7 protein-coding genes are annotated in these 14,356 nt (G+C 70.5%); 5 read left to right on the top strand and 2 right to left on the bottom strand.

Annotated features, from left to right (window positions below; all coding sequences use genetic code 11):
• Positions 1-73 precede the first annotated feature (73 nt).
• Positions 74-3,037, top strand: coding sequence for a DEAD/DEAH box helicase (locus ACIRSU_RS30815; RefSeq protein WP_403799041.1), 2,964 nt, complete (start codon positions 74-76; stop codon positions 3,035-3,037).
• Between the two features lie 13 nt (positions 3,038-3,050).
• The gene (locus tag ACIRSU_RS30810; RefSeq protein WP_403799038.1) at positions 3,051-8,237 is read left to right on the top strand and encodes a class I SAM-dependent DNA methyltransferase; all 5,187 of its coding nucleotides are present in this window, start codon (positions 3,051-3,053) and stop codon (positions 8,235-8,237) included.
• 50 nt (positions 8,238-8,287) lie between these two features.
• Here the strand turns inward: ACIRSU_RS30810 and ACIRSU_RS30805 are convergent, their stop codons facing one another.
• Entirely contained in the window at positions 8,288-8,491 is a 204-nt protein-coding gene (locus tag ACIRSU_RS30805) for a DUF397 domain-containing protein (protein WP_403799035.1), read from the bottom strand.
• Positions 8,488-9,348 (bottom strand): helix-turn-helix domain-containing protein, encoded by an 861-nt coding sequence (locus ACIRSU_RS30800; protein ID WP_403799308.1) that lies wholly within the window; start codon positions 9,346-9,348, stop codon positions 8,488-8,490. Before ACIRSU_RS30800 ends, ACIRSU_RS30805 begins: the two co-directional genes overlap by 4 nt.
• A gap of 149 nt (positions 9,349-9,497) precedes the next feature.
• Between ACIRSU_RS30800 and ACIRSU_RS30795 the strand changes: the two genes are divergently transcribed.
• The 3 genes from ACIRSU_RS30795 (at position 9,498) to ACIRSU_RS30785 (ending at position 14,340) form a co-directional block, all read left to right on the top strand.
• Positions 9,498-9,938, top strand: coding sequence for an ATP-binding protein (locus ACIRSU_RS30795; protein ID WP_403799033.1), 441 nt, complete (start codon positions 9,498-9,500; stop codon positions 9,936-9,938).
• A 104-nt stretch (positions 9,939-10,042) separates the two neighbouring features.
• Positions 10,043-10,468, top strand: coding sequence for a hypothetical protein (locus ACIRSU_RS30790; RefSeq protein ID WP_403799031.1), 426 nt, complete (start codon positions 10,043-10,045; stop codon positions 10,466-10,468).
• Positions 10,465-14,340: an AAA domain-containing protein gene (locus tag ACIRSU_RS30785; RefSeq protein ID WP_403799028.1), complete on the top strand. Its 3,876-nt coding sequence runs from the start codon at positions 10,465-10,467 to the stop codon at positions 14,338-14,340. Before ACIRSU_RS30790 ends, ACIRSU_RS30785 begins: the two co-directional genes overlap by 4 nt.
• Positions 14,341-14,356 lie beyond the last annotated feature (16 nt).

The following is a 14,356-nucleotide window of genomic DNA, read 5'->3' as shown; positions in this document are numbered from 1 at the left end:
CTCACGATGCCGGCGGACCCGCGATACTGAGGGGTCTGCCACAACCGTCACGAAACACCACAGGAGGACACGGGTGACCGCCGTCCAGACCAGCCCCGAGCAGCACGGCGACGCGTCGGACGCGGCGGGGCAGGAGCAGTTCCCGGCAGGCGCGCAGGTGCTCGTACGCGACGAGGTGTGGCTGGTCAGGAACGCGGTGCCGACTACCGACGACGGCACCCGGGTCGAGGTGGTCGGGGTGTCCGACTTCGTGCGGGACCAGGAGGCCGTGTTCTTCACGGGCCTGGACACCGTCGAGCTCATCGACCCGCGCGACACCCGCCTGATCGCGGACGACTCCCCCACCTACCGGCGCTCTCGGCTGTTCCTGGAGGCCGTGCTGCGCCGCACGGCGCTGCCCCAGTCCGAGCGGCGGCTCGCGCTCGCCGACTCCTTCCTCCTGGACCCGCTCCCCTACCAGCGCCGCCCCGCCGAGCTCGCGCTCTCCGGCGCCAATCTGCGTCCCCGGCTGCTGATCGCGGACGTGGTGGGCCTGGGCAAGACGCTGGAGATCGGTCTGACGCTCGCGGAGCTCATCCGGCGCGGCCGGGGCGAGCGCATCCTCGTCGTCACGCCGCAGCACGTCCTGGAGCAGTTCCAGCACGAGCTGTGGACGCGGTTCGCCATTCCGCTGGTCCGCCTGGACTCGGTGGGCATCGAGCGGATTCAGCGCGAGATCCCCGCGGGACGGAACCCGTTCACCTTCTTCAAGCGCGTGATCGTCTCGATCGACACGTTGAAGAACACCGACCAGTACCGCCATCACCTGGAGCAGATCCGCTGGGACGCGGTCGTCATCGACGAGTCGCACAACCTGATCAACCGCGGCTCCCTGCGCAACCAGCTCGCCCAGACCCTGGCGCCGCGCACCGACGCCCTGATCCTCGCCTCCGCCACGCCGCACAACGGCGACGCGAGGTCGTTCGCCGAGCTGATCGCCCTGCTGGACCCGGCGGCGATCCGCGACCCGGAGAACTACCGGGCCGAGGATATCGAGCACCTCTTCATCCGCCGTACGAAGGTCAGCACCGAGGTCCGCGAGCAGATGAAGGGCCAGTGGGCGGACCGCGGCCCGTCCCAGGCCGTGCACTGCCCGGCCACCCCGGCCGAGGAGCGGATCTTCGAGGAGCTGGCGGCCGTCTGGCTGCCGCGCGACGGCAGCCCGTCCGTGAGCTCCGTCCCGCTCTTCCCGTACACGCTCCTCAAGTCCTTCCTCTCCTCGCACGCGGCGCTCAAGGCCACCGTGAGCGCCCGTATCAAGACCCTGGAGAAGAAGGACGACCCCCGGGCCACGGAGGCGGAGCTCGCCGCCCTGCACCGGCTCGCGGACCTGGCCGCGGACCTGACGGAGGCGGACTCGGCGAAGTTCGCCGCGCTGGTGGAACAGCTGCAGGGCATCGGCGTCGGCCCGTCCTCCGACACCCGTGTCGTGGTCTTCTCGGAGCGCGTCCAGACCCTGGAGTGGCTCGCAACCGTCCTGCCCGCCGCCCTCGGCTTCCGGGGCCGGACCGCGAAGGACTGCCTGCGCGTGATGCACGGCGGTCTGTCCGACGAGCAGCAGATGCGGGTCGTGGAGGAGTTCGGGCTGGCCGGCGCTCCGGTACGGATCCTGCTGACGGGCGACGTGGCTTCCGAAGGCGTCAACCTGCACCGCCAGTGCCACCAGCTGGTCCACTACGACGTGCCGTGGTCGCTGATCCGCATCGAGCAGCGCAACGGCCGCATCGACCGCTACGGGCAGGCCCAGCCGCCGCAGTTCCGCGCCCTGATCCTCACCAGCGGCACCGAGGGCGCGAAGGACGACACCCTGGTCTCCGAGCGGCTCCTGGAGCGCGAGGACCAGGCGCACCGTTCGCTCGGCACGGCGGAGGCCGTCACCGGCCTCTACCGCGCGGAGGCCGAGGAGAAGTCCCTCATCCAGGATCTGCTGCGCGGCAGGACCGTGGACGAGTCCCTCGACGGGCGCCGGTCCGGCGAGGACGCCGGCACGGATGCCATGGACGACTTCCTGGCAGACTTCTTCGGTGCGGTCGGTGACGAGCCGCAGGCGGAGCACACGGAGGCCGGCGGGCAGTCCGCCCCCGAGACGGCCGGGGACACCACGGGCACCGGTACAGGTGAGGGCACGGGCACCGTCCTCCCCCGCCTCTTCGACTCGACCGCCCACTTCCTGGACGAGGCGCTGCGCGAGGTCTACCCGGACGCCCGCGACCGCCTGGACCTCGACCGCGACGAGCAGTCGGGCCTGCTGTCCTTCCGTCCCCCGGCCGACCTCCTCCACCGCCTCAAGGCACTGCCCGTGGACTACCTGCGCGAACAGCGGCTGCGCGAACGGCTGTTGGTCACCTTCAACCGGCGGCTCGCCCAGCACTCGCTCCAGCGAGCCCGCGAGGCGGGTTCCACCTCCAGCTGGCCGGAGATCTCGCTGCTGACCGATCTGCACCCGGTCGTCGAGTGGCTGACGGACAAGGTCCTCGTCCGGCTCGGGCGCCAGGAGGCGCCGATGATCACGGCCGAGGTGGCGGAGCCCACCTACCTCGTCCAGGGCGTGTACTCGAACGCCCTGGGCCGGCCGACGGTCGTCAAGTGGATGGGCGTGACGCGCAGCGGGGCCGTGGACGACGACATGGTGTCGCTGCTGCGCCGCTCCGGGGTCGGCCCGACGATGGCGAACAAGCTCCGCCACCGGGACCCCGCCCCGCTGGCCGCCGCCATCCCCGCCGTCCTTGAGGCAGCCGAGGGCTTCATGGAGCGGCACCGGGACGCCTGGGACCGGCCGCTGCGCGAGTCGATCGAGCGCCACAAGCTGCGGCTCGGCGACTGGGAGCAGCCCACGCTGGCGGGCGAGCACACCAAGCGGCGGCTCACCGACCTCGCCGACGACCTGCTGACCACCGGGCAGCGCCCGATGCTCCGCGTGCTCGCGGTGCTGCTGCCCGACCCCGACGCACCACCGGCCGCGTCCGCGCCCCTGTCCGCCACGCCCGCCGCCCTCTGAGAGAGCCACTGTCATGACGTACGACTCCCTGGTCAACCGCGGCGACTACTTCTCGGCCCACTACCTCGCCGAGGTGCTGCCCAAGGACCTCAAGACGGGCCTGCTCCAGACCTGGAAGGAGCGTGAGGAAGCCGCCAAGCCGCCGGCCGGTACGGGAGAGGCGGCGCCCTCCGAGGGCCCCGACATCCTGCGCGAGGAAACCAAGCAGGCCCTGCCCGTCACTCCGCGGGCCGGTCTCCGGGCACTGCGCCGCGACTACTTCCGGGCCCGCTCGTTCTTCGCCCTCCCCGAGGACGCCGAGGGCACCGCCTCCGTGCCCGACGCGGGCGACGACGCGCTGACGTACGACACCCCCGCCTGGCGGGAGCGGGTACACGCGCTGAACGCCGAGGTCCTGCGCGCACTGGGCTACGACGCGAAGCCCGGCAACCTCACCGTCTGGCGGGCGGGCCAGAGCCACGAGATCACGGTCGCGCACGCCGAGAAGGGCCTCGTCGCCATCGACTGCGGCTGGGCCGCCGAGGCAGACGCCGCCCTGGACCCCGACGGCCCGGGCCGCCTTCTCGACCCCGTCGTCCTCGACGGCTCGAACAGCCTGACCACCGGCTCCAAGCTGGCCTCGTTCCTGTTCGCCTGCGACGAGGCACCGCGCTACGTCCTGCTGCTCGTCGGCGGCGTCGTCGTCCTCGCCGACCGGATGGTCTGGGGTGAGGGCCGCTACCTCGCCGTCTCCCTCGACATCGCGCTTCAGCGCAACGACACCCGCCCGGGCGGCGAACTCGACACCGTCGCCGCGCTGTTCGGCGCCGACTCGCTCCGCACCCCCGAGGAAGGCGGCGAGAACCCGCTCGCCGAACTCGTCGGCAAGTCCACCAAGCACGCGGTGGGCGTCTCCAGCGAGCTGCGCGACGGCCTGCGGCTGAGCGTCGAGCTGATCGCCAACGAAGTCCTGGAACGCCTCCGCGAGCAGGGCGTACGTCCCCAGGACATCGGCGAACTCCCGGAACTCGGCCGCCAGCTGACGCGCGAGTCGCTGCGCTACCTCTACCGCATCCTGTTCCTGCTGTACGCCGAGGCCCGCCCCGAGCTCGGCATCCTGCCGTCCGACTATCCCGAGTACCAGCTCGGCTACGGCCTCGGGCGGCTCGGCGAGCTCGTCGCGGAGCGCGACCTCGTCGACGAGAAGTCCCGCCGCGGCTTCTACCTGTACGAGTCCCTGGACCTGCTGTTCCGCAAGGTCCAGGACGGCTACCGGCCGCGCCGCACCCACGGCGAGGCGGCGGAGACGGCGGAGACGGCCGACACTTTCGGCGCCGCCGACGCCGTCGGCGCGAAGACCAGCGAGGACCTGGGCCTGCGCTTTGAGCCCCTGCACTCCACGCTCTTCGAGCGGGACTCGATCAAGCTGATCGGCGCGGACGCCGTCGTCGACCCCCGGTACGACGCCGATGAGGCTCTCGCCCGCGGCGAGCGCGTCCGCTACCTCGACACCCGGCTCCGCAACGCCACCCTGTACGAGGTCCTGCACAAGCTCATGCTGACCAAGGGCAGGAAGGGCGAGCGCGGCGGCTTCATCTCGTACGCCCAGCTGGGCATCAACCAGCTCGGCGCCGTGTACGAGGGCCTGATGTCGTACTCCGGCTTCATCGCGGGCGAGGAGCTGTACGAGGTCGCCAAGGGCGGCGACCCGAAGGACGGCTCCTGGCTGGTGCCCAAGTCCAAGGCCGACGAGTATCCCGACACGGTCTTCGTCCGGCGCCCGGACCGCGACACGGGCGAGGAGCTGCGCGTCCGGTACGCCCCCGGCTCGTTCGTCTACCGGCTCTCCGGCCGCGACCGCCAGACCTCGGCGTCCTACTACACCCCGGAGTCCCTCACCAAGGTCACGGTGCAGCTGGCCCTCCAGCACCGCCTGGACCAGGACGGCACGGTGACCGAGGCACGGGAGCTGCTGGATTGGAAAATCTGCGAACCGGCCCTCGGCTCGGGCGCGTTCCTCAACGAGGCCATCAACCAGGTCGCCGCCGAATACCTGCGCCGCCGGCAGAAGGAACTCGGCCGCTCCATCGACACCGAGCAGTACGCCGTCGAGCTCCAGAAGGCCAAGGCGTACATCGCCCTGCACAACTCGTACGGCGTCGACCTCAACGAGACGGCGGTCGAGCTGGCCGAGGTGTCGTTGTGGCTCAACACCATGCACCCCGGCATGGAGGCCCCCTGGTTCGGCCTCCACCTGCGGCGCGGCAACTCCCTCATCGGCGGTCGGCGCGAGGTGTACGGCCCCGAACGCCTGAAGAAGGGCGGCTGGCTGGGGGCGACGCCGGAGCGCTATCCGCTGGCGGACGCGCAGGCGGGTGTGCCGCTGCCGGAGGGCGCGGTGCACCACTTCCTCCTCCCCGCGAAGGAGTGGGGCGCGGTCGCGGCCGAGAAGGAGGCGAAGGCGCTGGCGCCGGAGGCCGCGAAGGCGCTCGGCGCGTGGCGCAAGACGGTCACGAAGTCCCCGACGGCGAAGCAGACGGCCCGCCTTCAGGGCCTCGCCCGGCGGGCCGAGTACCTGTGGGACCTGGTCGTGCAGCGGCTGACGATCTCCGAGCGGGAGATCTCGCGGCGGGTGGACGTGTGGGAGGCGGAAGCGGAATGGCTGCGTCGCCCGAAGGAGGCCGTGCCCCGGGAGAAGGTGCTGGCCGACCTCACGGCGGTGGACACCCCGTACTGGCGGCTGAAGAAGCTCATGGACACGTGGTGCGCGCTGTGGTTCTGGCCGGTGCAGGAGGCTGCGCTGCTGGACGGGACCGACGCGCGGTACGAGCGGGCGGACGTCGTGCCCGCATCGCAGGGCGGGGCTGCTGCGGAGTCCGGGGCGTCGGACGTGATCCGTACGTACGAGGAGGTCGACCTCCTCGGGAACGTCACGGTGAAGGAGGTCAGGCGCGGCGACATCGACAAGCGGCGCAAGGGCACGCGCAAGGGCGAGCAGTCCTTCGCGGGCCAGCGCCGCGAGGTCATCCCGCTGGCGAACCTGGACGACTGGCTGGACTTCGCGGAGGCGCTCCTTGGCACGCACGACGTGCCCGCGGAGTCGCTGGTGGCGTCGTTCGACTCGCTCGACGCGCTGGAGCGGTACGAGGACGATCTGCCGGACTGGATGGGCATGGACCGGTCGTATTGGCTGGAGGGGCGGTTCCCGTGGGTGGGGGTCGCGGGGGACGTGGCGAGGCAGCAGGGGTTCTTCCACTGGGAGCTGGAGTACGCCCAGGTGTTTGGGGGGCGGGGTGGGTTTGACCTGCAGGTGGGGAATCCGCCGTGGGTTCGGCCGGACTGGAAGGAGGACTTGGTCCTGGCCGAGCTTGATCCGTGGTTCGCCCTGTCGAAGAAGCCGGACGCCTCGGAGTGGCTAAGGCGCAAAGAAGCACTGATCTCCACAGAGCGCAGCAGGAAGTTCGTCCTTAACGAGTTGTCGACCCACGCAGGCGCAGCCGACATTGTTAGCAGCGCGGTCATGTACCCACTGCTCGTCGGTACCCGGGGGGATCTATACCGAGCCTTCATGGCGCGCGCTTGGAAGAACATCGCTCGACACGGTAGCGCCGGAATGATCCATCCAGATACTCACTTTGGCGGATCCAATGAGGCCACACTCCGAGCCGAAGCATACCGTCACCTGCGCATGCATGCCCATTTCGTCAATTCCTCCAACTGGGCATTCGAAGACTTGAATCGCTCGCAGGAATTTGGGATGCACATCTACGGAACCCCTCAGGAACCTCAGTTCTTGCACGTCAGCGAGCTGCGAGATGCCGAGGTCTTGCCCGCTTCCCTGAATCACGATGGGCATGGCGAGGCTCCAGGAATCAAACACAACGGTTCATGGGACATTCGACCGCACCGCGATCGAGTAGTACACGTGGATACGAAGCTACTGACGAGCTGGAACGCGCTGACCGACTCGACCAGCAGCGCTGCCCGAACCCCACTGCTATATCCAGTTCTGGGCAGCGAGCAAGGGGCCGTGGAGGCGATGGCATCCTTCGAACTTCACCTGTCCGACTTCCTCCCGTCAATCTCCGCCGGATACAACGAAACCAACGCAACCAAGGACGGACTGATTCGTTGGGAGAACAGGGAAGTATCGAGCCTCAGGCAGGTAGTCCTTCAAGGCCCACATTTTACTGCGGCACTCCCCTTCTCCAAGCAGCCGCGCGTGCCGTGCCGAAACAATCGCGACTGGGATCCGATTTCACCAGCAAGCATCCCTAGCGACTTCTCTCCTGTGACCAATTACGTGCGCGCAGCTGACGAGAACTCATACCTCGCCGCCCAAGATCACTGGAATGGACAGCCGTCCAGCTCCTACTACCGATTGGCCTGGCGACGCATGATCCCCTTCGATAGCAGCCGCTGTCTACACGCGGCTCTCATCCCGCCTGGCCCTGCCCACGTACATGGCGTCTACTCGGCAGCCCTTCCGACAAACCGTCTCACCACGCTAAATGCTGGATTCTGGGCCACTCTCCCGCTCGACTACCTGCTACGCATCACGGGACGCTCGAACCTCCAGGTCAGAGAAGCCAGCAAGATGCCTGCAGCAGATCCTCGGCACCCGCTGGCGCCAGCACTACTCCTTCGTACCCTCCGCCTCAATGGCCTTACGGACCACTACGCCCCCCTCTGGGAAGAGCTGTTCGACCCACGGTGGGCGGGCTACGAGGACTGGGCCAACCCCGCCTGGCCAGGACTGGCGCCTCTCGCTGCGGGTCTGAAGCCCACCTGGGACTACGACACCCCGCTCCGTACCGAGCACGAAAGACGCGCCGCGCTCGTGGAGATGGATGCGCTCGTATCCGTTTGGCTCGGCATCACCGCCGATCAGCTCGTCGCGATCTTCAAGTCGCGCTACCCGCAGCTGCACGACTACGAGGCGAAGACCTGGTTCGACGCCAACGGCCGCAAGATCGCCGAGAACTTCAACACGTACGGCCACGGCCAGACGAAGCAGGACTGGCTCGACTTCGAAGCCCACCTGGCCGACCCCGCCAACACCCCACCCCCTGCCGGCTACGTCGGGCCCTTCTACAAGGCCGACCGTGAAGCCGAGATGCAAGCCGCGCACGCGCACTTCCAGGCGCGGCTGGACAAGGAGATCGAGCTCGGGCGTTGGACGCCTCCGGCGCGCAAAGCGACCGTCGAGAGCGCGGCATGACATGCGGCTGCCCCGGACCCTTCGAGGTCCGGGGCAGCCGCGTCGCTGCACTACCGGCTTGCGAAGCCGACGAACGCAGTCCAGGCAGATGCGTCGACCACCAGCCCAGAGCGGGTCGTGTCCTTGGAGTCGCGCACGTGGACGCTGCTCGCGCATGCAGCTACCTCAACGCAGTCACCACCGTCCCCGGCGCTGTAGCTGCTCTTGAACCAGGCAAGTCCCTCGTTGCCATGCTCCGACTGCTTCACGATCATCCGTCTCCCAGCAACTTCTCGATCAGAGCCTGCGACTCCCGTGGGGTGAGAGCCTGAGCACGCAGCGTCCCATACGTGGCTTCCAACCCGCGCACCCTGCCCCGCTCAGTGTGTAGGCGGCTGTCGCTCTGGACCTCCGTGTAGGCGATCCTCCGCCCGTCCTTCAGCTCCATCAAGGTGAACGGTCCCGCCAGTCCAGCGTGTTCCTCACGGTCGAGCGGCATCACCTGCACATCAACGTTGCGCGCCTGGCTGATCAGCAGGATCTGTTCCAGTTGGCCTCGCCAGACATTCCGCCCTCCAAGGCGCTTGTGAAGGGCGGCCTCTTCGATCACGAAGCTCATGTGAGGCTGCGGGCGCCTGGTGAAGATCGCCTGGCGGGCCAGTCGGGCGGCGATCCGCTGCTCGATGGTCTCGTCGTCCAGCAGAGGACGCCACATCTTGAACACAGCGCGGGCGTAGTCCTCCGTCTGCATGAGGCCCTTCACCAGATGGGCGTCGTAGGCATGCAGCTCAACCGCCTCCGCCTCCAGCTTCGCCGCGTCCCGGAAGAACGCCGGGTACTGCGCCCGCGCAACCTCCTCCTTCATCTCCTTCAGGACCTCGCCCGCGTCCAGCAGCTCGTCCGCCTGGTCGATGAAGCGAGGCGGCGGGACCCTCCGCCCCTGCTCGTACGCCGCGATCGTCGACGCCGAGTACCCCAGCCGCGCCCCGAACTCCGACCGCTCCACCCCGGCCCGTACCCGGAACCGTTTCAGCTGGCGGCCGAAGACGCGCAGGATGCCCGAGCCCGGGTCCGGTGCGGCGGCGTCGCCGGCCGGGTCGTCGTCCTCTGCCCGCTGGATGGATTCGTTCATGCCCGCCATCACCTCCACCGGCCAACGCCGCTCCGCGTCGGCCGTCACGCTCCGCGCCGCCTACAGGCGCCGACACCGCGCCTACCGCTGCCCCCTGTACGCGCGTCGGGCCTTACTCAGCGTAAGCGGCGGGCACCAGCCTGTGTCCCATGAACAGCGAAACTTCCCTCGCATCCACCGCCCTTGAGTTCGCGATGCGCTTCACGTCTTCACCGCGCGGTGCCCGCCTCGCCCGGCGCCTCGTCTCCCACCGTCTGGACAGCTGGGGGCACCCGTACACCTCGACCGCCAACGAGACGATGACGCTCATCGCCGCCGAGTTGACCGGCAACGCCGTGCGTCACGGGCACGTCTCCGGGCGGGATTTCCACCTCCGGCTCACCGACTCGGCGGACACCCTGCGTATCGAGGTCACGGACACCCGGACCGAGCGCGTACCGCTGCTCTCCTCCCACGAGCCGCCCGGGGACGCCGAGTCGGGGCGCGGGCTGCTGGTCGTGGCGCGGCTGGCGAGTCGGTGGGCGGTGGCGCCGCGCGTAGGCGCTCCGGGGAAGACCGTGTGGGCCGAACTGTGCCTTTCACGCCAATGACCAGCAGGTTTTCGGAAACGGGCCGACGGTCTGTCCGTGCGTGCCGCTAGCGTCGTTCGTCCGTGTGTGCACTGCACGGGGGAGCCCAAAGGAGAACAGCGCACGTGAGCAGCACCACCCACACCGACCCGGCCGCCGGTTACCGCATCTCCATCGTCGACGAAGATCCGCTGCGTGCCCGGCGCGAGGCCCGCGAGTTGCTCGCCGCCCTCGCCGAGGCGGACCCGCAGGCCGCGCTCGACGTTCCGGCCAGCCCCGCGACCACCGGCTCCACCACCGACAAGGGCGGGCCGGTCGCCGATCTCCTCAGTCTGGTGTTCGGCGGCGGCTCCCTGGTCGCCGCCGCCCTGCAACTGTGGCTGGCGCGCGTGCCGCAGCGGACGATCGTCGTCACGCGGCCCGACGGGGCGACGCTGACCATCTCCGGGAAGCAGGCCCGCGCGGACGACGCACAGATCGAGCGGTTCCTCAACGGTGGGGCGGGTTCGGCGGACGAGGGCGGCGCGCAGGGCGGGCCGGGCGCGGCGTGAGTGACAACGACCGGTACGCCATGCTCATCGGCGTATCCACGTACGACAGCGAGCGGTACCACGATCTGCCGGCGGTGCGGGCGGACCTGCACTACATGCAGGCGGTCCTGGAGAGCACCGAGATCGGCATGTACAACGACTGCGCGATGGTCGCGGAGCCGACGCGTGCCGAGATGCTGCACGCCGTGGAGACGTTCTTGGAGGAGCGGCAGGCCAGTGAGACGGCGCTGCTCTACTTCAGCGGGCACGGGGAGTTCTGCGAGGCGGACGGGCAGCTGTACTTCCTCACCCGGGACGCCGATCCGGACGACCTGCCGGGTACCGCCGTGCCGGCTGAGTTCCTGGAGCGGATGCTCACGTCGTGCCGGGCCTCCTCGAAGGTCGTGCTGCTCGACTGCTGCTCCAGCGGCTCCGTCGTCCAGGGGTGGACAGCCAAGGGGGCAGCAGACGGCGGCGAGCGGCCCGCGCCCAGCACGCTGCTACGGCCGACCGGCGTGTACTTCATCACCGCCTCGGACGCCCTCCAGGCCGCCTCGGCACTTGCTCCGGCCGGTTCCTCGCTCGGCACGTCCCGGTTCACCGGGGAGATCGTCGAGGGGCTGCGCAGCGGGCGGATCAAGGACAGCGGCTGGATCACGCCGGACGACCTGTTCGAGTACCTGACCGCGCAGATGGTCCGCATCGGCGTGCCCGAGGAGCAGCGGCCCACGAAGTCCACCATCCGTGCGACGCATTCCCTGCCGCTGGCCCGGTCGGTGGCCCGGTCCGTCCGGCTTCCCGAGCCGCCGCCGGAGGCCGGTGGCGGTCTGCCGGTCTCCTCGGCGCTGTCGAAGGCCCGCGGCCTCGTCGCGCAGGACGCGCACGACGGCGTGGACCGGGAACGTCTGCTGCGCTACTACGCGCACTGCCTGCGGGCCCAGGCCGAGTCGAAGATGCTGCCCGACCGGGACGGCGGCCGGAACTCCGATTACTTCCTGCTGAGTCAGGTGCCGGAGACGATCCAGTCGGGACTGGGGTCCGGTCTTCCCGCACCCGGTGGACTGCCCAAGGCGAAGAGTACGGGTGCGAAGGTCGACGAGGCCGGGTTGCAGGAGTACTGGTACGGGTACCCGGCCGTGACGCTGCCCGAGCGCGGCGGGAACGGCGGCCGGCGGGCCGCGGTGCGCATCGCGCCGCTGCTGGTCCAGCCGATGGAGCTGGCGCCCGACGAGAACGGGCAGGACCGGCTGCGGCCGAGCGGAGTGCCGACGCTGCACAGCGGTGTGCTCACGGAGCTGCTGGAGGACGAGGAGGCGGCCGAGTTGCTCGGCCGCTGGCAGCCGACCTGGCAGGAGGGCAACGCCGCCCAGATGGTGAAGGCGGTGCGGGAACTCCTGACGCGACTCGAACTCCCGGAGCTGGAACCGCTCGACCTGTCCGCGCTCAGCGAGCGCTCCGTCATGGACTCGCTGCGTCCGGGCGCCCACAACGCCGCCATCCTCCTCGCGCCCTCGGGTCTCGAACGGACCGCGACCGAGGGCCTCGTGGAGAACCTGCTCCAGATGTCCACGCGCGCCGACCGGATCCCCGGCACCGCCCTGGACGCGCTCCTCACCGGGTGTGGCGACGGCGGGCCGGGCGGGAGCGACGCGCCGCCCGTCCTGGTATCCCCCGGGCCGTGCAACGAGAGCCAGGCGCAGGTGATCACGTCGGCGATGACCCGGCCGCTCACGGTGTCCACCGGGCCGCCCGGCACCGGGAAGAGCGAAGTGGTGGCCGCCGTGGTCGCCACGGCGGTGGCCGCCGGGCAGTCCGTCCTCGTCGCCTCCACCAACAACGAGGCCGTGAACGTCGTGGCCGAGCGCTGCGACGCCATCTCCCCCGGGCTGCTCATGCGGACGGGGAACTCCGAGGCCCTGGAGGCCGAGGCCGCAAAGCTGGAGCGGCTGCTCGCCGAGCCGGTCGAGGCCCCGGCGCGGGGTGCGGCGACCGTGGCGGGCGACCTCAGGAACCGGCACGCCCGGGCCGCCGCGCACGAGGCCGAGGCGGCGCGGCTGGTCGGCGAGGAGGCGCGGCTGCTGGAGCTTCTGCGGGAGCGGGCGCGCCGCGCGGACGAGCTCGGGCTGCCGGTGGAGCTGCTGGAGCGGGCATGGCCCGAGGGCGGGAGCGCGGCGCTCTCTGACTGGGAGGACCGGGCGCGCAGGGCCGCCGTCGCCCGCTGGTACTCGTTCGGCCGGTGGCGCAGGGGGCGGGCGCTGTCCGTGTTCGTCGCCTCGGCCGCGGAGGGCGGTGCGGGCGCGTGGCCGGCGTGGGCCGCGGAACGGCCCGTACCGCCCGAGCTGCTGCTCTCCCTCGCCGAGGCCGCCGGAGTGGAGGGCGCGCTCAGGAGCCTCGTACCGGGGCATCTCGCCCTGGACGAGGAGGCGCTGAAGCAGGCACGGCTGGAGAGCCGGGCAGGTCTGTCGGAGGTGTCGGGCGAGCTGGCCCGGGCCGTGTCCGCCGAGGCGATGGCCCGTGGGCGGTCGTTGATGGCCCAGCGGCTCCAGGCCCTGCGCCGGCGCTCCGGTTTCTGGAAGAGCCAGCGCAATCTGATGGCGCACCTGAAGGGCTGGGCCATCAGCACCCACTCGGTGCGCCAGCTCGAACTGGTCCCGGAGCTCTTCGACCTCGTCGTGATCGACGAGGCCAGCCAGTGCTCGATCCCGTCGGTGCTGCCGCTGCTGTTCCGCGCCAAGCGGGCGCTGATCATCGGGGACCCGATGCAGCTCGGGCACATTCCCGGGATCACGGCGCAGCAGGAGCGGCAGGCCCGCGTGCGGGCCGGGCTGAGTGCGGCGCAGCTGGAGGATCACCGGCTCGCGTACCACGTGTACTCCGCGTACCACGCCGCGGCGCAGCACGGCGAGGAGACGCTGCTGCTCGACGAGCACTACCGGTGTCATCCGGCGATTGCCGATGTCGTCAACGGGCACTGCTACGCGGGGCAGTTGCAGGTCCTCACCGACGTCAGGGAGCAGGTTCCGGCGCTCGATCCGGTGGGGTCGGGCGGTCCGGCTCCCGCCCTCGGCTGGGTCGACGTGCCGGACGGCGTGTCCGCGCTGGGCGCGGGCGGCCGGTCCTCACGGAACGCGGCGGAGGCCGCCCGGGTGCGGGAGACGGTGGACGAGCTGCTCGCGCGGCTTCCCGAGGACGCGACGGTGGGCGTCGTGACGCCGTTCCGTGCCCAGAAGGACGCCCTGGCGCGGGTGTGGGCGGACGACGACCGCGTGCGGGTCGGCACGGTGCACGCCTTCCAGGGCGGCCAGCGGGACGTCATGGTCCTCAGCCCGGTGGCCACCGACAACACCCCTCCCCGTACGACGCACTGGGTGTCGAGCCAGGTCAACCTGTGGAACGTGGCCGTCACCCGGGCGAAGTCGCAACTGATCACCGTGGGCAGCCATGCCTTCTGGCAGGGACAGGCGGGGCTTCCGGCGCTCCTCGCGGGAAGGTCGGAGGTGCTGGGGGCGGGATCGTCGGCGGACCGGCCCGGCACAGCCTCCGGCGCGAGGTCGCGGAGCGCCTTCCGTGAGGAGCTCACGGACCGGCTCCAGGACTTCCTCAGGCGCCGTGGTGTGACCGATCTGGAGCGCGAGACGGTGGTCGGCGGGCACGTCGTCGACCTGCTGTTCACGATGGACGGCGCCAACACCGCCGTCCTCGTCGACACCGGGCCCGAGCACGGGCAGGACCCGGCCCGCCATCTGCGTCTGACGCACGCGCGCGGCGACCTGCTGCCCGGGCTGCCGTCCGGCGGCTCCGGCGCGAAGCCCGGACCGGTGGCGCGGACGGTCCGGGTGCCGGCGTGGCGGATCCTGGCGGGTGACGCGACGCTGGAGCCGCTCTTCGCCTGAGCGCGCACCCCGCCCG

Source organism: Streptomyces sp. NPDC101160, assembly GCF_044768205.1.
Lineage (GTDB): Bacteria > Actinomycetota > Actinomycetes > Streptomycetales > Streptomycetaceae > Streptomyces.
This window is presented reverse-complemented; position numbering and strand designations above follow the sequence as displayed.

Excerpts from the sequence above, each read along its gene's own strand:
- ACIRSU_RS30810 (WP_403799038.1), top strand. The coding sequence starts at position 3,051 with ATGACGTACGACTCCCTGGTCAACCGCGGCGACTACTTCTCGGCCCAC.
- ACIRSU_RS30805 (WP_403799035.1), bottom strand. The coding sequence starts at position 8,491 with ATGATCGTGAAGCAGTCGGAGCATGGCAACGAGGGACTTGCCTGGTTC.
- ACIRSU_RS30800 (WP_403799308.1), bottom strand. The coding sequence starts at position 9,348 with ATGAACGAATCCATCCAGCGGGCAGAGGACGACGACCCGGCCGGCGAC.
- ACIRSU_RS30795 (WP_403799033.1), top strand. The coding sequence starts at position 9,498 with ATGAACAGCGAAACTTCCCTCGCATCCACCGCCCTTGAGTTCGCGATG.